Origin of the sequence: Ectothiorhodospira magna, assembly GCF_900110965.1 — a bacterium.
Lineage (GTDB): Bacteria > Pseudomonadota > Gammaproteobacteria > Ectothiorhodospirales > Ectothiorhodospiraceae > Ectothiorhodospira > Ectothiorhodospira magna.
The window spans coordinates 39,661-63,026 of record NZ_FOFO01000003.1 but is presented as its reverse complement, the minus strand read 5'-3'; the positions used below and the strand labels follow the sequence as shown (position 1 = coordinate 63,026).

Below are 23,366 nucleotides of genomic sequence, written 5' to 3'. Positions count from 1 at the left end.
CCCCAAATGTCCACAGTTGGATGGATCAGGCTTCTTCTTGCCATGGCTCGGCGGCCATGGCGTCAAACCGGTCCGGGTCCGAACGTCCCTGCTGCATGGCCTTGGCCAGCCAGGGCGGCGGACAACCGTTCCGAATCACGTCCTGAAGCTCGCCCAGCAGCGGACCGATGGGGGTCCCGTGGGCCACCTTCAGGGGTTGCACCCCCAGGGCCAGGAGTTGCTTCACCGCCGAGGCACCCGCCGCTTCGCAATACACGGCGGCACAGCCTTGCAGGGCATCGAACTTGGCCATCAGCTTGTCCTCATGGCCGTCCCGGGCCTGCATGCCGAACTGCACGGCCTCCACCAGTGCACTGCCCTCGCCTTCCAGGCGGTAGATGGCCAGGCACTGGGCGGACCCGAAATGCTGGTCCACCCGCTTGAGGTCCGTACTGGCAAAGGCGATCAGAACCGGGGCTGGCGATGACATGACGGCGGTCTCAGTGACAGGCGGCGTAACCACCCGCAGGCGACGCTGAAGTCCCATGGCGAGGACCCTCCGGAAGGTCGGTGTCGGGGGAACGGTCGTAGATGGAGCGGTAGGGGGTCACGCCGTGGTGGGACGCCACCCGCAGGTTGGCCAGATCGAACAGGGCCTGCTGGGCACCCCCATAACCGATCCAGGTCCGCTGGAAGCCACCCAGCCAGTCGTACTGGGGGAACCCGGCCCGCAGCAGGGGGATACCCAGCCGCTGGGCCGAGGCCACCCCATGGGCATTGGCAATGAGCAGTTCCGCGCCCTGCTCCCGGGCCATGGCCTCCAGGTCTTCCAGGTCGCCGATCTTGATGGTGCGTACTGAAAGGCGATCCAGTACCGGCGCCTTGACGGGCACGGCGGCGGCCACCACCTCGCTGCCCACTTCCCGCAGCAGGGCCGAAAACCCCGCCAGCAGGTCCGCCTCGCCGGCCACGGCAATGGGTGCCAGTCCCATCATGAAATGGGTGTCGAGCATGGCGTCCTGCAGACGGGCGCGCTGGCGGCGCAGCCGGACCGGCACCGGCCGGCCGCTGAGCCGGGACAGGGTCAGCAGCAGTTCATCCGTGGCATCCATGCCCATCAGGCCGTCAAAACGCAGATCCGGCACGCCGGTGCGGGCCTTGAGCAGGTCCGCCGCCGTCGCCATGGAGGCGCCCACCACCAGGGTGGCCTGGGCATTCCCCAGCGTGGCCAGGGCGGACAGGGGCGTGCCGCCGGTGGTCAGGGCGGACAGACGGGCCTCGTCCAGATGACCGTCCAGGGAGGCGGACAGATCCGGCAGGACCACCGGTTCCAGGTCGAACGCCTCGATGATCTCCTTGAGATGGTCCACATCGCCCGGGGTCAGGCTTGACCCCACCAGCACGTTGAGCTGCCGGGGCCGACTGCCGGGGACCGTCCCGGCCACCTTCGCCTCGGGCACCAGGGTGTCGATGAGGGCGGTCACCGCCAGGGCAAAGCCGGTCTCCGCCGAGCCGCAATAGTCCGGGGTGTTCACCGGCACCACCGCCACCTGGGCAAACTCGGGATGCTGCATCCGGAACTCCCGCACCACCCGATGGATGTCGGCCCCTTCCGTTTCCGACAGTCCGGTGGTGACGATGCCGATCAGGGCCGGCGCGGACTTGTTGCAAATGGTGGCCAGACCCTCCACCAGGGCCTCGTCGGCGCCCATGACCGCGCTGACCTGATCCATGGCGGTGGTCTGCAGGGGGATGGGTTCCCGGAAGTGGCGCACCAGAAACACCTTGGCAAAGGCGGTACAGCCCTGGGCGCCATGGAACATGGGCATGGTCCGATCCATGCCCAGGAACGCCAGGGCACCCCCCAGGGGCTGGCTGGCCTTGAGGGGGCTGACGGACAGGGCCTTGTTGCGCTTGAGGATTTCAGGCATATCAGCGGACCTCCGAGGTGGCGGGCATGCCGTCGGCATCCCAGGGGGCGGGTTCGCGGACCCGGGGCCAGATGGGGCTTTCCAGGGTGATGGCCAGCTGACGGGCCAGTTCCAGCATCCCCTCGTAGCCGGCGTAGGCGTGTTCCCGTTCCTGGTTGATGTCCAGGAAGGGCATGCGGGCCTTGAGGGCGGTATAGAGGTTGCGGCCGCCGGCGATGAGCATGTCGGCCCGGGTTTCTTCATAGATGCGCAGCAGGTTGGCGGGACTGCCGTCCTCGATCATGACCGCGTCCTCCCCCATCAGCTGGCGGATGCGGGCCTTGTCGGCATCCGTGGACTTGCGGGTGCCGGTGGCCACCACGGTCATGCCCAGATCCTGCAGGGCGGATACCACCGACCAGGACTTGACGCCACCGGTGTAGAGCAGCACCCGCTTGCCCCGCAGGCGGTCCCGCCAGGGTTCCAGGGCGGCATGAATGCGGGATTCTTCCCGGGCGATGAGGTCCTCGGTGCGCCGGGTCAGATCCGGATCATCGATCAGTCTGGCAAAATCCCGCAGGGCCTGGGACATGTCCTGCACGCCGTAGAAGCTGCCCTCGAACCAGGGAGTGCCGTAGCGCTCCTCCAGCTTTCTGGCCACGTTGATCATGGCCTTGGAGCAGACCAGCATGTTGGCCTGGCCGCGGTGCATGGACTGGATCTGGTGGAAGCGGGCGTCCCCGGACAGGGTGCAGAGGATGCGCAGGCCCAGCTCGTCGAACAGGGGCAGCACGTGCCAGAACTCACCGGCGATGTTGTATTCGGCGATGAGGTTGACCTGATGGACCCGGATGCCGGGGCGTGTCGCGGACGCCGGGATGGGGTCCGGCTCCCGGGTACCCACCACCTTCTTCACCATGGTCTCGCCGGCGATGCGATTGCCCAGGTTCTTGGAGCCGTAGAAACCGGCGGCATCCACGTGCACCACCGGTACTCCGAAGCGTTCCTGGGCGGCCTTGCAGACGGCGTCCACGTCATCGCCGATGAGGGCGGTGACGCAGGTGTTGTAGACGAACACCGCCGGGGGCCGGTGGGCCTCCACCGCCTGGCGGATGGCGTGGAACAGGCGCTTTTCGGAGCGGCCCATGATCACGTCCTGTTCGGTGAGGTCGGTGGTCATGCCCAGACGGAACAGGTCCGGCCCGCCGGAGGAGCGGGTACCCCGGTTGTCCCAGGTGTTGCCGGCGCAGGCGATGGGGCCGTGGACGATATGAGCCACGTCGGCCACCGGCAGCAGGGCGATCTGGGCGCCGTCGAAGGCGCAGCCGCCGGCGGTGGCGCCGGGCTTGGGCCGGGTGCAGCCGCCCTTGGGCTTGTGGGTGTTGTGGGCACAGGCCGGTTCGTCCAGCAGTGCCTTGATGTCCTGTGCCTTCATGGAACCTCCGCGTTTGGCGCGTTGTTGAAGTCATGAAGTGCAAGGAGCGGGCCATGCTGCATGATGGCGTCAAGCCATTGTTTATTTAAGACTTTCTGGAACGGAGGGATTGTTGCGAATGTGACAATGGCGGGAGGATTGGAGCAAGGGTGTCATTGCGGAGGATGGGCTCCCCCCTCATCCCCGGCCCTTCTCCCGCAAGGGGAGAAGGGAGACAAAGCCCCTCTCCCCTTGCGGGAAACAAAGCCATCGCCCTTCTCCTACAGAGGAAGAAGGGCGATTCATTCAGGCTTCCACCCCGGCACGGAATTTCTCCAGCGTCGGTGGCTGGCGCCCCATGGATTTGGCCAGCCAGGGCGGGGGCGCGCCCTTGAGGACACCCTGCAACTGGGTGATGACCGCCGAGGCCACGCTGCCCCGGGGAAACTTCACCGGATGGACACCGGCGCGGATCACCTTGGCGGCGGCGGGACCACCAATGCCCTGGACATACAGCACCTGGCAGTCATTCACCATGGCGGCGCGGGCGGCGTTGCGGTCGTCGGTCAGGTCGGCGGTTTCCGTCTCGCGGATGTCCACCAGACGGGATTCAGTGGCGGATACCTGGTAGACCAGGAATCGCAGGCAGGAACCGAAATGTCCGTCCAGCTTTTCCCCGGTATTGGAGGCCATGGCGATGCGCACGGAATCCGGCATGTCACCGGGCACGTAGTCCTGGATGGCGGGCAATCCGGGCTCCACGTCCCGTTCCCCACCGAGATAGCGGACGGCCATTTCCAGGGCCTCGTCGCCGGGGCCGCCCTCCTCCCCCGATTCCGACTTGGGACGCTTGAGGGCCTGGCGCAGATCCGCCACGGTGAGCCGGGCCAGGCCGTCCTCCCGGATGGGGGCATCCACCGTCTCGATGATGGCCTCGATCAGGCGCGGCAGCTGCACCCCGGGCAGGACCCGGCTCGCCAGAGCGATGCGCAGGGCGCATTCACGGTTGAGGATGTCGGGTGACATGAGGATCTCCTGCTGATGTCGGTATCTGGCGCATTCATTGGCCCGGTTCACTATCAAAGGCGCTTGACGCGCAGGGTGATGGGCAGCCGGGGCGCCGCGTCCATGGGCTCCAGGTAGTAGCGGGAACCATCCGCCAGGGTCAGTTCCCCGCCCCAGCGGTCGGGGCCTTCGTGTTCCATGGAGACGATCATCTCCTCCAGATCCTTCTTGGGGACGTAGAGGGTCAGGCCCCCGGCTTCGGTCTTGTTGATCATGACGCTGGGCATGATGATGTGCTCTCCGGCGAAGTGAGCCCCTCTCCCCCAGGGGGGAGAGGGGTTGGAGTGGGGCCGCGGGTGGATCAGCGAACCAGATCGTAGTTGTAGTCCGTCTCGCCCATGATGCTGGTCTCTTCGTCCAGACGCTCCAGTACCGCGTTCACCAGGGTGGTGAGGATGTACATGCCGCCCTCATAGCCCAGGGTGGTCATGCGGTGCAGGTGGTGGCGGTCGAAGATGGGGAAACCGATCCGCACCAGCGGTACCTCGAACTCCTTGCCCTTGGCCAGGGTGTCGCGCTGGATGAACTTGCCGTAGGAGTTGCCGATCAAAAAGTCCGGCTTGTCGGTGAACACCAGGGAACGCAGGTGCCACAGGTCCCGATTGACGTGCACTTCGCTGCGGGCGCCGTAGGGACTCTCGGAGAGAACCTTCTCCATCGCCTTCTTCCAGCGCTTGTTGGCATGGTGCACCAGGATGTGCCTGGGCTCGGCGCCCAGTTCCATCAGGAACTTGGCCATGCCCATGACGAAGTCCGCGTCCCCGTACAGGGCGTAGGTCTTGCCATGCAGCCAGGTGTGGGAGTCGGTGATCATGTCCACCAGGCGGCCCCGTTCCTTTTCCAGGGAGGCGGGGATCGGCTGGCCGGTGATCTCCGAGACCTTCATCAGGAACTCGTCGGTCCACTCCACACCCATGGGAATGTTCAGCTTGGGCACTTCATGGTTCCAGGTGCCCTGCACGAACTTCTTGGTCTTTTCCAGTTGCCAGGGCTGCAGCAGGATAGTGTCCCGGGCATTGGGGGCATCCTTGAGCGCTTCCTGGGTGGTGCCGCCGGCATACATGCGGTACTCACCGTCGGCCGGGGTATCCAGCACCTCTTCCGGGTCGCACAGCAGGGTGGCATCCACGCCCATTTCCTTCATCATGCGCTTCATCACCCGGTAGTTGCCCAGGTAAGTCTCGAAACCCGGCACCAGGTTGAGCTTGCCGTTCTTGCCGGGCGCCTTGCCTTCCATGTCGTTGACGGTGAAGTAACGGATGGTGCCCTCGAACATGTTGTCCCAGCCGGTGGTATGGCTGCCCACGAAGGACGGCGTGTGGGCATAGGGCGTGGGGAAGTCCTCGGGGATGTAGCCTTCCTTGCGGGCGTTGCCGATGAAGGCGTTGAGGTCGTCACCGATGACCTCGGCCATGCAGGTGGTGGAGATGGAGATCATGGCCGGCTTGTACAGGGCCTTGGCGTTCTGCAGTCCTTCCATGATGTTCTTCTGCCCGCCGAACACGGCGGCATCTTCGGTCATGGAATCGGAGACACAGGCGACGGGCTCGCGGAAGTGCCGGTTCAGGTAGGTGCGGAAATAGGCCACGCAACCCTGGGAACCGTGCACGTAAGGCAGGGTGTTCTCGAAACCCAGGGAGCACAGCACCGAACCCAGGGGCTGGCAGGCCTTGGCCGGGTCCACGGTCAGGGCCTCGCGCTGGAAGTTCAGTTCCTTGTACTCTTCCGTGGTGGTCCACTGAAAGACTTCCTGCACCTTTTCGGGGCTGTGGGCCTCCTCGGCGACGGCCCGCTTGCGGGCCAGGACTTCCTGATACTCCTCGCTCTGGAACAGGGGGTAGCAGGGCTTGATGTTGTCTGCGTTCTGGCTCATGGTGATTTCTCCTGCCGCGCCACCAATCTGTGGACGAACGGTCTGGAATGACATCTGTCGGTGGCCGTGACGCCGGTTGCGGCGGCGCCACGGTCAGGTTCAGGCGGCCTTGGTCGCCTCCGCGGCCTTCTTCCACGGGGCCTGGAGCTTGTCCCAGCAGGGATTGTTCAGGGTCATGTCCATGTCCCGGGCGAAGATGGCAAAGCCGTCATAGCCGTGGTAGGGACCGGAGTAATCCCAGGAGTGCATCTGCCGGAAGGGAATGCCCATCTTCTGGAAGATGTATTTCTCCTTGATCCCGGAGCCCACCAGGTCGGGCCGTACCCGCTTGACGAATTCCTCCAGCTCGTAGCCGGTGACATCGTCGTACAGCAGGGTGCCTTCACCCAGGTCCTTGATGGTGCGGTCGTAGTCGTCGTTGTGGGCGAACTCGTAACCGGCACCCACCACTTCCATGCCCAGGTCCTCGTAGGCGCCCACCACGTGACGGGGGCGCAGGCCACCCACGTAGAGCATCACCTTCTTGCCTTCCAGGCGCGGGCGGTACTTCTCGATGATGGCGTTCATCTCGGGGGTGTACCTGGCAATCACCCGTTCCGCCCCTTCCTGGATCTTCTCGTCGAACAGCGCGGCAATCTTGCGCAGGCTCTCGGCGATCTTGGTGGGACCGAAGAAGTTGTATTCCATCCACGGGATGCCGTACTTCTCTTCCATGTGGCGGGCCAGGTAGTTCATGGAGCGATAGCAGTGCAGCAGGTTCACCTTGGCCTTGGGGGCCAGTTCCAGCTCGGAAATGGTGCCGTCGCCGGACCACTGGGCCACCACCCGCAGCCCCATTTCCTCCAGCAGGATGCGGGAGGCCCAGGCGTCGCCGCCGATGTTGTAGTCGCCGGTCAGGGCCACGTCGTAGGGGGTGGATTCGAAGCTGGCATCGTCATCGCGGTTGGGCAGCACCCAGTCGCGGATGGCATCGTTGGCGATGTGGTGACCCAGGGACTGGGACACGCCACGGAAACCCTCGCAGCGCAGCGGCACCACCGGCTTGTCCAGTTCCTTGGCCTTCTTCTTGGAGACGGACTCGATGTCGTCACCGATCAGGCCCACCGGACACTCGGACTGGATGCTGATGCCCTTGTGCAGGGGAAACAGGGTCTGGATCTCGTCGATGAGCTTTTCCAACTTCTTGTCGCCGCCGAAGACGATGTCCTTCTCCTGGAAGTCCGAGGTGAAGTTCATGGTGCCAAAAGCGTTGATGCCGGTGTGGCCGGTGTAGTAGTTGCGGCGACCGGCGCGGGAATACTGGCCGCAGCCGACGGGGCCGTGGGAAATATGGACCATGTCCTTGATGGGGCCCCAGACCACGCCCTTGGAACCGGCGTAGGCACAACCGCGGATGGTCATCACCCCGGGCACCGACTTGCGGTTGGAGACGATGCACTTCTTGGCCTGTTCCACATTGGGGTCACTGACGGCCAGGTGCTTGGCACGGTCCTTCCGGGCCTTCTCCGGATAGACCTCGAGGACTTCCTGGATCAGGGCCTCGGCTTCTTCGCGTTTCATTGCGCACATTGCGATTTGCTCCTCTTGCGCCGCCACTTATCCGTGGACACGCGCCAGGTGGAATGCTCATGAACACGCCGCGTCGCGGCGCGCCTGCCAGCGGAAGGCCCCCTCGGGGCACCTCCCTTCCGGCCCAGCCCCTTATGCGGTGGCTTCTTCTTCCGCGGTCTTGCCGACGATGCTCTCGTCTTCCGCGTCGAGGATGCCGAACTCCATCAGCAGGTCTTCCAGTTCATCCATGGTGCAGGGGGTGGGGACCACGAACAGCTTGTTGTCGATGACCTTGCGGGCCAGGGCCCGGTATTCGTCGGCCTGCTTGGCCTTGGGGTCGTACTCGATCACGGTCATGCGGCGGATTTCGGCCCGCTGCACCACGTTGTCCCGGGGCACGAAGTGGATCATCTGGGTGCCCAGCTTTTCGGCCAGGGCGATGATCAGCTCGTCTTCGCGGTCGGTGTTGCGGCTGTTGCAGATCAGGCCGGCCAGACGGACGCTGCCGGAGCTGGCATACTTCACGATGCCCTTGGCGATGTTGTTGGCCGCGAACATGGCCATCATCTCGCCGGAGACCACGATGTAGATCTCCTGGGCCTTGTTTTCGCGGATGGGCATGGCGAAACCACCGCAGACCACGTCGCCGAGCACGTCGTAGAAGACGAAGTCCAGGTCTTCCTCATAGGCGCCTTCCTCTTCCAGGAAGTTGATGGCGGTGATGACGCCGCGACCGGCGCAACCCACGCCCGGCTCGGGACCGCCGGACTCGACGCACTTGATGCCGGCATAACCGGTCTTGAGCACGTCTTCCAGTTCCAGGTCTTCCACGCTGCCGGCATCGGCGGCCATCTGCATGATGGTTTCCTGGGCCTTGGCGTGCAGGATCAGACGGGTGGAGTCGGCCTTGGGGTCGCAGCCGACGATCATGATCTTCTTGCCGGCCTCGGCCAGGGCCGCCACCAGGTTCTGGGTGGTGGTGGACTTGCCGATACCACCTTTACCGTAGATTGCACATTGACGAAGGGCCATGGCTTTGTTCTCCTCTGCCTGACTGTTGCGATGGGGTGTGTGTGCAATCTGTATTTAGCAATCCTTGTGCCAGATCGAAAATAAATACATAAATTACTGTTTAATAAAACAAAAAAATCATCATAACGTCCGACACCGGACGTGAGATACACGACAAAGACCCTGGTTCTGTATGGATAACGACACCCCGCCCCCCCCTTCCCTGCCCGCCACGGCCCGCCTGCCCATCAATCGCTGCAATCTGCCCGCGGTGATCCTGGGCAGTCTCACCTTTCAGGACCACCCCGCCCCGCTGGAGCTGGACGGGGTGCGGGCACTGCACGGGGATTTGTGGCGTCATCTGGACGGGCTGGAGGAGCCGGCGGTCCGCATCCATGACTTCATGGCCTACATGCGCGGTCATTTCTGCCTGGATGATCCGGCGGCCTGCGGGCTGGCGGAGGGGGAAACCGGCGGACGGGAGCGGGCGGACTACCTGCGCACCCTCCGGGGCTGGTGGTTCAACCCGGACGGCCGGGAGGCGGCAGTGCTCAAAGGCTGGGTGGAATCCCGTTTCGGACTGATCACCCGTTTTCACCGGGAACCCCTGCCGGATGCGGAGTCACTGGCCTATGGGCGGTTCATGCAGGAACGGGCGGGCGGGGTCTACAACACCAACGCCCTGGAATCACAGCTGGACCTGCTGTACTCCTATACCCAGTACGAGCTGCGGCGGCGAGCACCCGAGCGCACCCATCTCACCCTGTACCGGGGCGTGAACCGGCTGGCAGACCACGAGGTGCTGGCCCGTCTGCCCGGTGGCCAGGCCCTGGTGCTGTTGAATAACGTGAATGCCTTCAGCGCGGTGCGGGAACGGGCGGACGAGTTCGGGGACTACATCCTGACGGTGAAGGTGCCGACGGCCAAGGTCTGCTGCTTCCAGGACCTGTTGCCGGGGGTACTGCAGGGCGAGGGAGAGCACCTGGTGATCGGCGGGGTGTATCGGGTGAAGGTGAGCCTGATGTAGCAAAGCCCCTCAGGGCTTTTGTGTCGGCCTGCGGTACCAGAACCAGGTGAGGCGGCGGGAGCGCAGGGCAAAGGGCACCAGCAGCACCGTCGCCGTCACCAGAAAATGCTGCCAGGGAGAAAACCACTGGGCCTTGCGCCCCGAGGTCCGCACCGTCGGTTCCGGCAACACGTAAAACCGCTGCCCGCGGCGCCGCCCCCAGCCCTTGAGGCGGCGGGACAGGAACACCTCCTCCCCCGCATAGACCTTTTCACTGAAGCCGCCCACGGCCTGGAAGGCCTCCCGGGTACAGAAGACATAACACCCGGCCACCAGCCCCAGTCTCAGGGACAGCCCGTTCCAGAACCGGCTCCCCAGACGATAGAACCCGTACTCCAGGTGGTCGAACTCCAGCCGGGCACCCCCGGCGCAGACCTCCCCCGAGGCCAGGGCGTCCAGGCTGGCCCGCAGCAGCGCCCGGGACGGCCAGGTATCGGCATCCACGAAGATCAGCCAGTGCCCCCGCGCCACTTTGGCCCCCGCATTGCGGGCGCGGGCGATACGGCGCACCGGCTCATGCACCACGACGGCGCCCGCCGCCCGGGCGATGTCAGGGGTGTCGTCGTCGGAATCGTTGTCGACGACGATGATTTCATACGACGCCGACAGGCCGTCACAGGCCTGCCGGAGGTTGTCCAGGGTGCGCCCCAGCAGCTCGGCCTCGTTCCAGGCGGGAATGACGAGGGAAACCTGGGGGGTGGCTTTTGGCATCAGCCCACCCAGACCCGGGCATTTCTGAACATCCGCAACCACGGGCCGTCCTCGGCCCAGTCACGGGGATGCCAGGAATACTGCACGGTGCGGAACACCCGCTCCGGGTGGGGCATCATGATGGTCACCCGGCCATCCTCCGTGGTCAGCCCGGTGATGCCCAGGGGAGAACCGTTGGGGTTGGCCGGATAGCGCCGGGCCGGCTCGCCCCGATTGTCCACATAGCGCAGGGACACCAGCCCCGAGTCCATCACCGCTTCAGCCAGGTCGCCGCCAAAATCCGCCCTGCCCTCGCCATGGGCCACGGCGATGGGCAGCCGGGAGCCTTCCATGCCCCTGAGCAGCACCGAGGGGCTGGGCATCACTTCCACCAGGGACAGGCGGGCCTCGAACTGCTCCGAGCGGTTGCGCTCAAAACGGGGCCAATGTCCGGCACCGGGAATCAAATCCTTGAGCTGGGACAGCATCTGGCAGCCGTTGCACACCCCCAGGGAGAAGGTGTCCGGCCGGTGGAAGAAGGTCTGGAAGACCTCCCGCAGGCGGGGGTTGAACAGGATGGAACGGGCCCAGCCGCCACCGGCGCCCAGCACGTCGCCGTAAGAGAAACCGCCGCAGGCTACCAGGCCGCGGAAGTCCGCCAGATCCACCCGACCCTCGATGAGGTCGGTCATGTGCACGTCCACGGCGGCAAAGCCGGACAGGTGGAAGGCTGCGGCCATCTCCACCTGACCGTTCACCCCCTGCTCCCGCAGGATCGCCACCCGGGGACGGGTGCCGGTCTGGATGAAGGGCAGGGCCGGATCCTCGGACGGGTCAAAGCCCAGCACCGGGGACAGGCCGGGGTCATCGTCGTCGGCCAGCGCCTCGAAGGCCTCCCGGGCGCAGTCGGGATCATCCCGCAGGGCCTGCATGCGGTAACTGGTTTCGGCCCAGCACTGGTACAGCGCGCTGCGGGGGGCCTGGAACAGGGTGTGATGACCCCGGCGCAGGACGATGGCCTGATCGTCGTTGAGGGTGCCGATGACATGGCTGTGATGGCCCAGACCGGCCCTCTGGAGTACCGCCAGCACGTCTTCCACGGCATCATGATGCACCTGTATCACCGCACCCAGCTCCTCGCAGAACAGGGCGGCGTGGTCATCCTCGCCCAGGTCATCCAGATGGACGGTGACGCCGGTGCGGCCAGCAAAGGCCATCTCGCACAGGGTGGCCAGCAGCCCGCCGTCGGAGCGGTCGTGATAGGCCAGCAGATCACCCTCCCGACTCAGTTCCTGAATCGCGGCGAAGAAGCGCTTGAGCATGTCCGGATCATCCAGATCCGGGGCATGATGCCCCACCTGGCCGAACACCTGAGCCAGGGCGGAACCGGCCAGACGGCGCTGGCCCTTGCCCAGATCGATGAGGATCAGGTCGGTATCCCCCTGGTCGGTGACCAGCGCCGGCGTGAGGGTGTTGCGCACATCGCTCACCGGGGCAAAGGCGGAGATGATCAGGGACAGGGGCGCGGTCATCACCCGCTCCTCGCCGTCCTGTTGCCAGACCGTGCGCATGGACAGGGAGTCCTTGCCCACCGGAATGGCAATGCCCAGGCGGGGGCACAGCTCCTCGCCCACGGCCCTGACGGTGTCGAACAGGGCCGCGTCCTCCCCCGGATGACCCGCCGCGGCCATCCAGTTGGCGGAGAGGCGGATCAGGGACAGGTGGTCCACCGCCGCCGCGGCCATGTTGGTGATGGCCTCGCCGATGGCCATGCGGCCGGAAGCGGCGGGATGCACCAGGGCGATGGGGGTCCGTTCCCCCATGGCCATGGCTTCGCCGGTGTAAGACCAGTAATCGCTGGCGGTGACCGCCACGTCCGCCACCGGCACCTGCCAGGGGCCGACCATCTGATCCCGAGCCACCAGCCCGGTCACGGTGCGGTCGCCGATGGTGATGAGGAAGGACTTGGAGGCCACGGCGGGCAGACGCAGGACCCGGCGCACGGCCTCCCCCAGATCCATGACCGAGGTATCCACCTCCGGTTTCTGGAAACTGCGATGATGCACGTCCCGAAGCATTTTCGGCGGCTTGCCCAGCAGCACTTCCATGGGCAGGTCCACGGGATGATTGGCAAACAGGGCATCCCCCACCAGCAGACGCCGCTCGGCGGTGGCCGTACCCACCACGGCAAAGGGCGCCCGCTCCCGCTCGCACAGGGCGGTGAAGGCCTCCAGGCGGCGGGCGTCGATGGCCAGGACGTAACGCTCCTGGGCCTCGTTGCACCAAATCTCCATGGGGGACAGGCCCGGCTCGTCGGAGGGCACGGTGCGCAGTTCGATGCTGCCGCCGCGACCGGCGTCATTGAGAATCTCGGGGATGGCATTGGACAGGCCACCGGCCCCCACGTCATGGATGGAAAGGATGGGGTTATCCGCGCCCAGGGCGGTACAGCGGTCGATGACCTCCTGGCAGCGGCGCTCGATCTCCGGATTGCCCCGCTGCACGGAGGCGAAATCCAGTGCCAGGGCGCTCTCGCCACTGGCCATGGAGGAGGCAGCACCCCCGCCCAGACCGATGAGCATGGCCGGGCCGCCCAGCACCACCACGGGGGTGCCTTCCGGCAGGGCCAGCTTCTCCACGTGCTCGGCGCGAATGCTGCCCACGCCGCCGGCGATCATGATGGGCTTGTGATAGCCCTTGAGTTCCGGTTCTCCCGCGCCGGGCACCAGGGCCTCGTAGGTGCGGAAATAGCCCGCTAGGGCGGGACGGCCGAATTCATTGTTGAAGGCGGCGGCGCCGATGGGGCCGTCCAGCATGATCCGGCAAGCGGATTCGATGCGCTCGGGCTTGCCGAAGTCCTGTTCCCAGGGCTGCTGGAAACCGGGGATGCGCAGATTGGACACCGAGAACCCGGTGAGTCCCGCCTTGGGCTTGGAGCCTCGGCCCGTGGCCCCCTCGTCGCGGATCTCGCCGCCGGAACCGGTGGCGGCACCGGGGAACGGGGAGATGGCGGTGGGGTGGTTGTGGGTCTCCACCTTCATGATGATGGGCAGGTCCAGCGGTTGATCCCGATATTCGCCGCTCACCGGGTCCGGGGTCAGGCGTCGGGCCTTGTGGCCCTGGATCACCGAGGCGTTGTCCCGGTAGGCGGAGAGGATGCCTTCAGGGGCATGGGCATGGGTGTTGCGGATCATGGCAAACAGGGATTTTTCCTGGGGCTTGCCGTCGATCACCCAGTCCGCGTTGAAGATCTTGTGGCGGCAGTGCTCCGAATTGGCCTGGGCAAACATCATCAGTTCCACGTCGGCGGGATCCCGGCCCAGGGCCTCGTAGGCATCGGCCAGGTAGTCGATCTCGTCCTGGGTCAGGGCCAGGCCCAGTTCCCCGTTCACCCGGGCCAGGACGCCATGGGGGTCGTCCCCCAGGGGGATCGTCCGCAGCGGTGCCGGCGCCGCGTTGGAGAACAGGGCCACCGCCTCGTCCCGTTCATGGAGGACGGTTTCGGTCATGCGGTCATGGAGCAGGGGCAGAATGCGTGCCAGGGCCTCGACGTCCAGGGGGGTGTCGCTGTCGATCCACCAGGCGGTGCCCCGCTCGATGCGCCTGACCACGCCGTCCAGGCCGCAATTGCGGGCGATATCGGTGGCCTTGCTGGACCAGGGGGAGAGGGTGCCGATGCGGGGGACCACCAGGATCAGCCGGCCCCGTCCTGGGTCGGCGGTGCCGCCACCGTAGGTCAGCAGCTGTTCCAGCACCTGACGATCATGGGCACTGGGTTCCCGCTCCGTCTGCACGAAGTGCTCGAAACGGGCGCTGACGGCGGTAATGGACGGCACCGCTTGGCGCAGGGCCTCCAACAGGCGTTGACGGCGGAAGGTGGAGAGGGAAGGACTACCCGGCAGACACAGCATCGATGACCCCGAACTTACGGTGCATAAAGGGGCCATGATACTGCAAAGCGGCCAGGGACGGGGATGGGGTTGCATCGACTTGCCGCCCCTGGCACAGGCTTCGTATACTCCGGGCCATTTGCAAAATTCCTACCATAATACTCAACCCCTTCGGACAGAACATGCCTATGACCATCCAGTCCTTCCACCCCCCCGTTCGCACCCTGATGGGCCCCGGCCCCTCCGATATCAACCCCCGGGTACTGGCCGCCATGAGCCGCCCCATCATCGGTCATCTGGACCCGGCCTTCGTCGGCATGATGGATCAGATGAAGGATCTGCTGCAGTATGCCTTCCAGACCTGCAATGCCCTGACCCTGCCTGTCTCCGCCCCCGGTTCCGCCGGCATGGAAACCTGCTTCGTCAACCTGGTGGAACCCGGCGATACGGTGGTGGTGTGCATCAACGGCGTGTTCGGCATGCGCATGAAGGAAAACGTGGAACGCTGCGGCGGCACCCCGGTGGTGGTGGAATGCGACTGGGGTCGTCCGGTGGACCCCCAGCAGCTGGAAGACACCCTCAAGGCCCACCCCGAAGCCCGTCTGGTGGCCTTTGTCCACGCCGAGACCTCCACCGGGGCCTGTTCCGATGTGAAGACCCTCACCCAGGTGGCCCATGCCCATGACTGTCTGGTGATCGTGGACACCGTCACCGGCCTGGGTGGCTGTGAACTGCGGGTGGACGACTGGGGCGTGGACGCCATCTACTCCGGTACCCAGAAATGTCTGTCCTGCACCCCGGGCCTGGCACCGGTGAGCTTCAGCGAGGCCGCGGTGGCCCGCATCAAGGCCCGTAAACATCCAGTACAGAGCTGGTTCATGGACCTGAACCTGGTGATGGGCTATTGGGGCCCCAATGCCAAGCGGGCCTATCACCATACCGCCCCCATCAATGCCCTCTATGCCCTCCACGAAGCCCTGGTGCTGTTGCAGGAAGAAGGTCTGGAAAATGCCTGGGCACGGCACCGGCATCATCACGAAGCCCTGAAGGCGGGTCTGGAGGCCATGGGTCTGAACCTGCTGGTGGACGAGGCCCACCGCCTGCCCCAGCTCAATGCGGTGAAAGTGCCCGACGGCGTGGACGAAGCCCGGGTGCGCGGTCTGCTGCTGGAGCGCTACGGCCTGGAAATCGGCGCCGGACTGGGGCCGCTGGCGGGCAAGATCTGGCGCATCGGCCTGATGGGCTTTGGCTGCAACCGCAAGAACGTGCAACTCTGCCTGCATGCCCTGGAAGCGGTGCTGCTGGAAATGAACGCCCCCATCGAGGGTGGCCACGCCCTGCCTGCCGCATCCCGCATATACGCCGGCTAAGCGGGGAAAAAGGTACCCGCCATCAATGCCTGGGCCTGGGTGGTGACAGCGTCCGCCACCCGGTCATCCAGGGCATTGCGCCACGGCTGAGGCATGGACGCCTCACCGTACAGGGCACCGGCGATCATCCCGGCGATGGCCCCGGTGGTGTCTGCATCCCCACCCCGATTCACCACATCCACCAGACAGTCTTCCAGGTTGTCCGTGTCGAACAGGGCCTGGAACACTGCCCGCAGGGTGTGGACGATGAACCCACTGGGATTTTCCTCCCGCTTGCCCCGGAACCGGAACTCCGGATGGGCCGTCACCAGGGTCTGCACCGGCCCCTGAAGCAGATCCCCGCAGCCGTGTCCCTCAATCGCCATCCGCACCATGGTGGCCACACAGGCTGTCCCCGCGTCCGACAAGGGGTGATGGTGGGTGATTCTTCCCTGCAGGTGACAGGCGGCGTGAAGCGTCTCCAGGGGCTGATTCAAGGTGGCCAGCACCACGGGCAGGACCCGCATGCAGGCGCCATTGCCCGCGTCATTGTCGTTGAGCGGCGTCTCGATCTCACCGGTGCGCCGGTACCGGATGATGCCGCGACGCACGGTATGGCCGATATCCACCGGACGATCCCGCATCCACTGACTGAAGGCTTCGGCCATGGCCACCCCGTCCAGGTCGCCGGAGGTCAGGATCGCCCGGCCCAGGGCCAGGCTCATGGTGGTGTCGTCGGTGACGGCGCCGGCCTTGAGGTTCAGCCAACCGCCACCGATGATGCGCCGATGCACCCCATGAACGGCCTGTATCTCCCGAGGTGTCATGAACTCCACCGTGGCCCCCAGGGCATCCCCCACGGCCAATCCCAGATAGGCCCCCAGTCCCCGTTGCAGCGGTGCGTTCGACAATCAGACCTCCGGCCCGAAACACACCGCATAGTCCTGACAGACCTCACAGGACGGTGACCGGCAGATCAGGATGTCTTCGGCCAGGCAGAGCTGGCGGTAGAGGAATTTTTTCCATTTCATGTCCTGGGCATTGAGTGCCACCAGCCCCGGGAAATTGTCCCGCATCAGCCGGGTGAGGTGATCACGATTGCACAGCCCAAGATCCTGCCAGAGATGATCCGGCCCCATGCAGGCGGCGGCCACGATGGTGGCCAGCCAGACCTCGGAGGGGTCCCGGCCCCTGCGATGGGACAGCAGCAAATGCTGGAGATCCCGCCGTTCGTCCAGGCGCTGCACTTCCATCGGCTCCAGGGCCGGTGGATTGAGGGTCAGCCCCGGAAAGTGACGACCGAGCATCTGCCGATAATCACTGCCAGATAGCCCCAGGTACGCTGGCAGGACGCCGCGACCACCGACCCAGGCGGACAACAGAGCGGCCAGCAGGTCATCATTGGGCAATCCCCTGGCATGGGCAAGCAGCCGGCCGTGGAGGCTGTCCGCCCTATACATGTCGGCCTCGGCAACCGCATCGCAACCACCGACCGGGGATGGATGACCGGCACGGTGCCGGCGATGGGGGCTTTTTTTCCAATGCGTGGTACCCACCGGCACCGGCATGACGGCCTGGGAAGCTGCCATATTCAACGCAGACGGATTCACTGGCATGGCTACGTCCTCATGTTGCCTGTGGTCTTGACCATCCGGGGCCTGCAGACTGCATCACCAAAATTGCGCGAGAAGCCCCCGGCTTTAGCCGTGGGGAGGGTGTCAAGCGCACTGGGTGGTTTCTTCCGCGGCCATGTCCAGGCGCCCGGCGGCCATCATCTCCCGGTACACGGCCATCACCGCATCCTCGATGGGGGCCATGGCATGCTCGCCGTTGGGCATGATCCCGGCCGCCTCAAGTACCGACCAGGGTTCAATGCCGATGCGGGCACAGAGCAGCACCTCGCAGTCCTCCAGGGCCCGCACCGTGCTGGCCAGCACCTGGGCCCGGTCATTGCAGGCTTCCGGTCCGGTGCAGTACAGATCCGCCCGCCGGTGCCCCTCGAACCGGACCCCGTCCGGCGTGGCCTTGTAAATCAGAAACTCCCGGGCATAGCCAAAATGCTGATTGACCAGGCCGCCGCCCTTGGTGGCCACCGCCATCAGCACCGGGCGGACGGATGGTGGTGTGGCAGATGCAGCCGAAGGGATTGAAGTCACAGTGCCTCCCTGGCGCTTGCGCGCCGCCATGCGTTCCCTGATCGCCGCCTGGACCTGATCCCGGCGTTCACGGACCGCCTCGTAGTCCGGCAGATCCTGATCGATGCGCGCCAGGCTGAATGCCTCGCTCCGATCCTCGCCCAGCATGCCCACGGCGTCGGCACGGCACTGGCGGCAATGGCGCATCATGTTCATGTCGCCCTCACAGGCATCCCGCAGGGCGGACAGTTCCGCCTCGGTGGGTTCGCGCTGGCCGTTGAGACCGAAATAGGTGCCGTGGGCCGGGTCGGAGATCAGGGGCATGACATTGTGCAAAAAAGCCCCCTTCTCCTTGACCCTGCGGGAGACCTCCTTGAGATGGTGATCGTTGATACCCGGAATCATCACCGAGTTCACCTTCACCAGAACGCCCCGCTCCACCAGCATCTCCAGGCCTTTCTGCTGCTGGCTGATCAGAATCCGCGCCCCTTCCAGGCCGAACACCCGGCGACGCTCCCACAGCACCCAGGGATGGATGCGGGCGCCGATCTCCGGATCGATGCTGTTGATGGTGATGGTGACATGATCCACCCCCAGGGCCACCAGATCATCCACATGCTGGGGCAATGACAGGCCGTTGGTGGACAGACAGAGCTTGATGCCGGGGTCCTGCTCCCGGATGCCCCGGAAGGTGGCAAAGGTGCGGGTGGGGTTGGCCAGGGCGTCACCGGGTCCGGCGATGCCCACCACGGTCATCTCGGGGATGGAAGCCGCGACGGTCAGGGCCTTGTGGATGGCCTGAGCCGGCTTGAGGACCTCGGACACCACGCCGGGACGGGACTCGTTGGCGCAGTCGTACTTGCGGTTGCAGTAATGACACTGGATGTTGCAGGCCGGGGCCACCGCCAGATGCATGCGGGCAAAGTGGTGATGGGCCTCTTCCGAGTAGCAGGGGTGATCCTGAATCTTGGCCTGGATGTGGGCGGGCAGTCCGGATTTGCGACCGTGGCTGTCGCCGCAACCGGAACTGGTGCTGGCGCACCCACCCTGGACGGTGACGGGGATTTGAATGATTCTGTCGGGCTTTGGGTCCATCACAATCCTCCCAGGGTGCCCGCCGCAGCGGGATTGGCTTGGTTTTCCTGGAGGAATGCAAGACCTGTGCCCAGCCTTTAATGGCAGGTATTAATCTGTTTTTAATGCATAAAAAAAAGATCACCCAGGGAGAATGTGGGGCTTGCCACAGGGAAATGTCGGGAAAGTCACCACCGGCTAGACAAAGCCGTAGCGGGGAATGACCGCCTCCGGGTGCAGGTCGAACTGTGCGTCATACCCCACCTGAACCAGGTACAGACCGTCCGGCGGCGCCGTCACCCCGCCCTGGCTGCGATCCCGGGCTTCCCGCAGTTCCGCCAGCCAGTCACTGGGTCGCTCGCCCCGACCCACGCACATGAGGGCGCCGGCGATATTGCGCACCATGTGATGCAAAAAGGCATTGGCCCGAATATCCAGATAGATGAAATCCCCATCGCGGGTCACCGACACCGACTGCACCTCCCGGATGGGATGACGGGCCTGACAACCCAGGGCACGGAAACTGCTGAAATCATGTTCGCCCAGCAGATGCTGGGCCGCCTCGTGCATGGGCTCCGCCGCCAGGGGACGGTAGTACCAGGTCACCCGTCTGCGCAGAATCGCGGGACGGGCCAAACGATTCAGAAAAATATAACGATAGCGGCGCCAGCGGGCAGAAAAACGGGCATGGAAATCCGGCGCCACGGGCCTGACCCATTGCAGGCTGATTTCCGGCGTGAGATGGCTGTTGCCCCCCAGCAGCCAGGCATGGAGCGGACGTTGGGCAGTGGTATCAAAATGGACGATCTGGCAGGTGGCATGGACCCCGGCATCGGTTCGGCCAGCACAGGTCACCTGCACCGGATGATTGGCCACTTTGGCCAGTGCCTGTTCCACCAAAGGCTGAATGGTGCGGCCATCTTTTTGCTGCTGCCAGCCCCGGAATCCGGAGCCGTCGTATTCAAGTCCGATTGCCAGTCGACGGGGGGTGTCGTTCATTGAATTCGCGGGGCATGAATGGGAGACGGGATAATACCAGTTCCCGGCATCAATGCAGGGCAGCCAGTAGCAGCGGCAACAGGATCAGACACAGCAACAGCCACTGACCCGGTCCCGGTGCCGGTAAGGGATCCAGGGAAATAGGTGCCAGCGGTGCCTTGTCTGCCTGCACCAGCACCTCCCGAAACAGGCCAGTGGCCCGCTGCCCCAGCCCCTGAAGCCGTGCCCTGGGGCCTTGGGGTACGGTATCCGGACGGCCAGCGGCGGCCAATATCCGCACCTGGGGCAGTGCCTCCAGGGTCAGCACCAGCCGCACGGCAAAACGTTCCCTGGGCAGGCCCAAGGGCGCCAGGGGACGGGTGAGCCACAACAGCCCCTTGACCAGGGATTCCCGGGTGGTGACATGGAGTAACCAGACCACAGCGGCCACCGCCAGCACCAGCACCAGGGTCTGCTGCAAGCCCATCACCAGACCTTCCCGTCCCGGAGACCAGGTCCCCATCCACTCCAGCACCGGTGTACCGGGAGTGAACCAGCCAAAGATCAAAATGATGGAGAGAAAAAACCATTTAAGACGCCGGGTCATGGCCAGGAACTGCTCCAGGCCCCCGGCGCCGGTGGCCGCCAGCGCGACGGCAGCCAGAAAACCACCCACCGTCAGCACCGCCCAGTTGGCCTGGGCCACACACAGGATGAACAGCATCACTCCCAGAATCTTGAGGGCCGGGTGCATCCGTCAACGGATTTGTTGCAAAAGTTCCCTGGCCTGCTGCTGCTGCAGGGCGTCCCCTTCTTCCAGCACATCGGCCAAGGTGGCCCGGGCGCCTTCTTGATCGCCCATTTCGATGTAGGCACGGGCCAGGTCCAGCTTGGTGCTGACTTCGTCATCCAGGACAAAATCATCAATCATGATGTCGTCATCCTGGTCCAGTGGTCGCAAATCGGACTGGGTCATCTCATCTTCGGGCAGGCGCAACCTGGCCATGTCATCCTTGTCCTGGGGTTTTTCTGCCCCGTCGGCCACTGGCCCGGAGGGGGTACGGTCCGCATCCGCCGACAGTTCTTTCCTGACAGTATCGCTCTCGGCCCACCCCAGATCTTCCAGGGCAGCCTGTAAGGTATCGTCTTCCTCCTTGACCTTCTCTGGCGAGTGATCCGGCGCGGTACTGTCGGGAAATTCCAGGTCCTCCAGATCGAAGATCGGGTCGGTATCTGGTTTCTGGATTGAATCAGCTTTCGGTTCAGCAGAGGGTTCCTCTGCCACCGTCTCTTTATCCAGCCGGACCCGGTCATCAGGGGGGGGCGCCGGTTCTGACAGGGATGTTTCCAGTTGGGAAACGTCCACAATCACATCGTCATCATCCCCCGCAGGGGCAAACGGATTTGGAGCAGGTGCAGCGCCAGCCTGATGGTACAGCGGGTTATCAGGGCTCAGTTCCTGTCCCATGGTGACAATGCGATCCCACAGGGCAGAAGGCTGGTCTCCCTTTTGCTCCAAAAAACGGGCTGCTGTCTGGTCAAATGCGGCCTGATCGCCACTGCCAAAATGGCTTTCCGCCAGCTTGAACTGGTAACTGATCCGTTCTGGAGCGTACTCCAGAGCAGCTTCGAGCAAATCGGCGGCCTGTTGATACAGGCCATAGCCCATGTACACGTCCGCTTCGGCGATGACTTCGTCAGGAGTGACCTTGTCCCAGCTTTCTTCCGCCTCGGCCTCGATGGGGGCGATGTCATCCTGGTCAACCCGTACAGGCAAAGTTGCCTCAGGCTCGGTTGACGAGGTGGCGGGGGGATCATCCGTAGCGATCTGCTCGGCTTCTGCAGGGGGTGCAGCGGCGGCCATCAGGCCGGCACCCGCCACCACTGTCCCGGTGGTGGGTCCGGCCCCTGGTGCCGGAGTCGGGGGCGAAGCAGGTTGTCTGTCAGTCAACGGCAGGGCATCCGTGGTGATTGCCCTGTCATCATCGGCCCGATCCCGCAACCGCCGCAGGGTCAGCATGATCAGCGCCAGTACAAGCAAAATACCAAAACCACCCCCCACCAGCAGGGCAGGGTTGCGCAATAGATCCGCCATCCAACCGTCGCTCTCGGGCGACGTGGCCGACGGCGGGGAGGCAGGCGCCTGGGGCGCCGCAGGAGACGATAAGGGCTCAGGGGTGATATGAGGCGTACCTGACAAGATGGCCGCTTCATTCCGGGCCAGTTGCTCCTGCAACTGAGCCAGTTGCTGATTATTCAGGGCCAGCAGCCGACTCTGGCGCTCCAGCAATGCCTCCAGTTCATGCACCCGTTCCCGCAGTTCCAGGCTTTCCTGACGACGGCTTTCGCTGGTTTCCCGCAACAGGGCCAATTCCTGCTTCAGATCGGCGGCACCGGTGGCATCCACCCCGCCGGAATCAGCCAGAATTTCCAGACGACCGGTGGTTTCCGTTGCCGTGGCAAGGGGCTGGGGCGCTGGCACGGTTGCCGCTGTGTCCGGGGTTGCAGGACGTTGAGGACTGGGAGGCTGATCAGCGACGGTGCGGGTCCGGTATTCCTGCCACAGGCGATGCTGGGCAGCCACCTCCCGACGGGCGGCCGCAGCGGTGAGCGCCGTGATGTCATCCCGATCCGGCACCCGAAGCACACTGCCGCTGAGCAGATTGTTGATATTATTATCGGCAAAAGCCTCGGGATTGGCCTGCAACAGGGCCATCATCATCTGCTCCACCGAAATGTCAGGATCAGGCCGCAGCCGGGCACCCAGATCCCACATGGTGTCCCCCGGCCTGACCCGATAGCGGGTCGGTGGTGGGGCTGGGGTGGTGGGGCGTGATGGCGCAGCAAGTGCCGGGGGCGCCTCCGTGGGGGTACGGGCCGGGGCCTGTGATTGCTCAAACCGGGTGGGCGGGTCCAGCAGGATCGTATATTCCCGCACCAGCCGGCCACCGGGCCAACTGGCTTCGATCAAAAAATTGAGAAAAGGCTCTCGTACCGGGTTGCGGGAGGTGACCCGAACCACATGACGGCCATCGGGGGTGGTGATCGGCTCAAATTGCAGGTCGGACAACACATGGGAGCGATCCATACCCATGCGCTGGAACAGGGCTTCTGGTGCCAGCCGGATCACCAGATCCTGTATTTCTCCCTGCTGCACCGACAACAACTGGATTTCTGCACGCAGAGGCTGATTCAGTGCAGAGCGTGCCTCAATCTCACCCAGGCCGAGCGCATGGGCCGCCCCCGGTGCCATCAGCGCCCACAAGGCGGTTCCCAAAGCCAGTCTGCGCACGGCATGCCCCTCTTACTGAAACGATGTGGCCACATCTCCCGCCGATATGTCCCTGCACCCGCCTATGGGGTGACATGGGTGCAGGGATT

18 protein-coding genes are annotated in these 23,366 nt (G+C 64.7%); 2 read left to right on the top strand and 16 right to left on the bottom strand.

All coding sequences use genetic code 11. From position 1 onward, the window contains the following. Nucleotides 1–25: 25 nt before the first annotated feature. The 8 genes from BMX62_RS02045 to nifH form a co-directional block, all read right to left on the bottom strand. Complete coding sequence (locus tag BMX62_RS02045) at nt 26–526, bottom strand: NifB/NifX family molybdenum-iron cluster-binding protein (protein ID WP_238375803.1); 501 nt, start codon at nt 524–526, stop codon at nt 26–28. Further along, entirely contained in the window at nt 480–1,910 is a 1,431-nt protein-coding gene (nifN, locus tag BMX62_RS02040) for a nitrogenase iron-molybdenum cofactor biosynthesis protein NifN (protein WP_090203333.1), read from the bottom strand. Before nifN ends, BMX62_RS02045 begins: the two co-directional genes overlap by 47 nt. Before the next feature lies 1 nt (nt 1,911). Further along, entirely contained in the window at nt 1,912–3,324 is a 1,413-nt protein-coding gene (gene nifE / locus BMX62_RS02035; RefSeq protein WP_090203330.1) for a nitrogenase iron-molybdenum cofactor biosynthesis protein NifE, read from the bottom strand. 285 nt (nt 3,325–3,609) lie between these two features. Further along, on the bottom strand, nt 3,610–4,329 hold the full coding sequence (locus tag BMX62_RS02030) for a dinitrogenase iron-molybdenum cofactor biosynthesis protein (protein WP_090203326.1): 720 nt from the start codon (nt 4,327–4,329) through the stop codon (nt 3,610–3,612). A gap of 53 nt (nt 4,330–4,382) precedes the next feature. After that, nucleotides 4,383–4,595: a putative nitrogen fixation protein NifT gene (gene nifT, locus BMX62_RS02025; protein WP_090203323.1), complete on the bottom strand. Its 213-nt coding sequence runs from the start codon at nt 4,593–4,595 to the stop codon at nt 4,383–4,385. A gap of 74 nt (nt 4,596–4,669) precedes the next feature. Next, entirely contained in the window at nt 4,670–6,241 is a 1,572-nt protein-coding gene (gene nifK / locus BMX62_RS02020) for a nitrogenase molybdenum-iron protein subunit beta (RefSeq protein ID WP_090203320.1), read from the bottom strand. A 99-nt stretch (nt 6,242–6,340) separates the two neighbouring features. Then, a complete protein-coding gene (nifD, locus tag BMX62_RS02015; RefSeq protein WP_090203317.1) occupies nt 6,341–7,810 on the bottom strand; it encodes a nitrogenase molybdenum-iron protein alpha chain in 1,470 nt (489 codons plus the stop codon). Between the two features lie 132 nt (nt 7,811–7,942). Further along, on the bottom strand, nt 7,943–8,824 hold the full coding sequence (nifH, locus tag BMX62_RS02010) for a nitrogenase iron protein (protein ID WP_090203314.1): 882 nt from the start codon (nt 8,822–8,824) through the stop codon (nt 7,943–7,945). A 172-nt stretch (nt 8,825–8,996) separates the two neighbouring features. On the opposite strand from nifH, the gene BMX62_RS02005 reads away from it, so the two are divergent. After that, nucleotides 8,997–9,830: an NAD(+)--dinitrogen-reductase ADP-D-ribosyltransferase gene (locus tag BMX62_RS02005; RefSeq protein ID WP_090203310.1), complete on the top strand. Its 834-nt coding sequence runs from the start codon at nt 8,997–8,999 to the stop codon at nt 9,828–9,830. A 9-nt stretch (nt 9,831–9,839) separates the two neighbouring features. Here BMX62_RS02005 and BMX62_RS02000 read toward each other — a convergent pair whose 3' ends face one another. Together BMX62_RS02000 and purL are read right to left on the bottom strand one after the other, a co-directional pair. Further along, nucleotides 9,840–10,580, bottom strand: coding sequence for a glycosyltransferase (locus BMX62_RS02000; RefSeq protein ID WP_090203306.1), 741 nt, complete (start codon nt 10,578–10,580; stop codon nt 9,840–9,842). Next, the gene (gene purL, locus BMX62_RS01995; protein WP_090203302.1) at nt 10,580–14,470 is read right to left on the bottom strand and encodes a phosphoribosylformylglycinamidine synthase; all 3,891 of its coding nucleotides are present in this window, start codon (nt 14,468–14,470) and stop codon (nt 10,580–10,582) included. Before purL ends, BMX62_RS02000 begins: the two co-directional genes overlap by 1 nt. 167 nt (nt 14,471–14,637) lie before the next feature. On the opposite strand from purL, the gene BMX62_RS01985 reads away from it, so the two are divergent. Continuing rightward, nucleotides 14,638–15,819 carry a pyridoxal-phosphate-dependent aminotransferase family protein gene (locus BMX62_RS01985; protein WP_090203291.1) on the top strand — a complete coding sequence of 394 codons (1,182 nt, stop codon included), beginning with the start codon at nt 14,638–14,640 and terminating at the stop codon, nt 15,817–15,819. On the opposite strand, the gene draG is transcribed toward BMX62_RS01985, so the two are convergent. From draG to BMX62_RS01955, 6 genes are all read right to left on the bottom strand, one after another. After that, the gene (gene draG / locus BMX62_RS01980) at nt 15,816–16,709 is read right to left on the bottom strand and encodes an ADP-ribosyl-[dinitrogen reductase] hydrolase (RefSeq protein ID WP_090203287.1); all 894 of its coding nucleotides are present in this window, start codon (nt 16,707–16,709) and stop codon (nt 15,816–15,818) included. The two genes, BMX62_RS01985 and draG, sit on opposite strands and share 4 nt — an antisense overlap. After that, the gene (locus BMX62_RS01975) at nt 16,710–17,414 is read right to left on the bottom strand and encodes a nitrogen fixation protein NifQ (RefSeq protein ID WP_090203284.1); all 705 of its coding nucleotides are present in this window, start codon (nt 17,412–17,414) and stop codon (nt 16,710–16,712) included. 102 nt (nt 17,415–17,516) lie between these two features. Further along, nucleotides 17,517–19,028: a nitrogenase cofactor biosynthesis protein NifB gene (gene nifB, locus BMX62_RS01970; RefSeq protein WP_090203279.1), complete on the bottom strand. Its 1,512-nt coding sequence runs from the start codon at nt 19,026–19,028 to the stop codon at nt 17,517–17,519. Between the two features lie 177 nt (nt 19,029–19,205). Further along, nucleotides 19,206–20,006 carry a tRNA pseudouridine(38-40) synthase TruA gene (gene truA / locus BMX62_RS01965; protein WP_090203276.1) on the bottom strand — a complete coding sequence of 267 codons (801 nt, stop codon included), beginning with the start codon at nt 20,004–20,006 and terminating at the stop codon, nt 19,206–19,208. A 49-nt stretch (nt 20,007–20,055) separates the two neighbouring features. Then, nucleotides 20,056–20,739 carry a hypothetical protein gene (locus tag BMX62_RS01960; RefSeq protein WP_090203272.1) on the bottom strand — a complete coding sequence of 228 codons (684 nt, stop codon included), beginning with the start codon at nt 20,737–20,739 and terminating at the stop codon, nt 20,056–20,058. Between the two features lie 3 nt (nt 20,740–20,742). After that, nucleotides 20,743–23,277, bottom strand: a complete 2,535-nt coding sequence (locus BMX62_RS01955; RefSeq protein WP_143339638.1) for a FimV/HubP family polar landmark protein — start codon at nt 23,275–23,277, stop codon at nt 20,743–20,745. Nucleotides 23,278–23,366 lie beyond the last annotated feature (89 nt).

Excerpts from the sequence above, each read along its gene's own strand:
- truA (WP_090203276.1), bottom strand. The coding sequence starts at position 20,006 with ATGAACGACACCCCCCGTCGACTGGCAATCGGACTTGAATACGACGGC.
- BMX62_RS02005 (WP_090203310.1), top strand. The coding sequence starts at position 8,997 with ATGGATAACGACACCCCGCCCCCCCCTTCCCTGCCCGCCACGGCCCGC.
- nifH (WP_090203314.1), bottom strand. The coding sequence starts at position 8,824 with ATGGCCCTTCGTCAATGTGCAATCTACGGTAAAGGTGGTATCGGCAAG.
- purL (WP_090203302.1), bottom strand. The coding sequence starts at position 14,470 with ATGCTGTGTCTGCCGGGTAGTCCTTCCCTCTCCACCTTCCGCCGTCAA.
- nifE (WP_090203330.1), bottom strand. The coding sequence starts at position 3,324 with ATGAAGGCACAGGACATCAAGGCACTGCTGGACGAACCGGCCTGTGCC.
- BMX62_RS01960 (WP_090203272.1), bottom strand. The coding sequence starts at position 20,739 with ATGCACCCGGCCCTCAAGATTCTGGGAGTGATGCTGTTCATCCTGTGT.
- nifD (WP_090203317.1), bottom strand. The coding sequence starts at position 7,810 with ATGTGCGCAATGAAACGCGAAGAAGCCGAGGCCCTGATCCAGGAAGTC.
- BMX62_RS01975 (WP_090203284.1), bottom strand. The coding sequence starts at position 17,414 with ATGCCAGTGAATCCGTCTGCGTTGAATATGGCAGCTTCCCAGGCCGTC.
- BMX62_RS01985 (WP_090203291.1), top strand. The coding sequence starts at position 14,638 with ATGACCATCCAGTCCTTCCACCCCCCCGTTCGCACCCTGATGGGCCCC.
- BMX62_RS02000 (WP_090203306.1), bottom strand. The coding sequence starts at position 10,580 with ATGCCAAAAGCCACCCCCCAGGTTTCCCTCGTCATTCCCGCCTGGAAC.
- nifN (WP_090203333.1), bottom strand. The coding sequence starts at position 1,910 with ATGCCTGAAATCCTCAAGCGCAACAAGGCCCTGTCCGTCAGCCCCCTC.
- BMX62_RS02045 (WP_238375803.1), bottom strand. The coding sequence starts at position 526 with ATGGGACTTCAGCGTCGCCTGCGGGTGGTTACGCCGCCTGTCACTGAG.
- nifT (WP_090203323.1), bottom strand. The coding sequence starts at position 4,595 with ATGCCCAGCGTCATGATCAACAAGACCGAAGCCGGGGGCCTGACCCTC.
- nifB (WP_090203279.1), bottom strand. The coding sequence starts at position 19,028 with ATGGACCCAAAGCCCGACAGAATCATTCAAATCCCCGTCACCGTCCAG.
- BMX62_RS02030 (WP_090203326.1), bottom strand. The coding sequence starts at position 4,329 with ATGTCACCCGACATCCTCAACCGTGAATGCGCCCTGCGCATCGCTCTG.
- nifK (WP_090203320.1), bottom strand. The coding sequence starts at position 6,241 with ATGAGCCAGAACGCAGACAACATCAAGCCCTGCTACCCCCTGTTCCAG.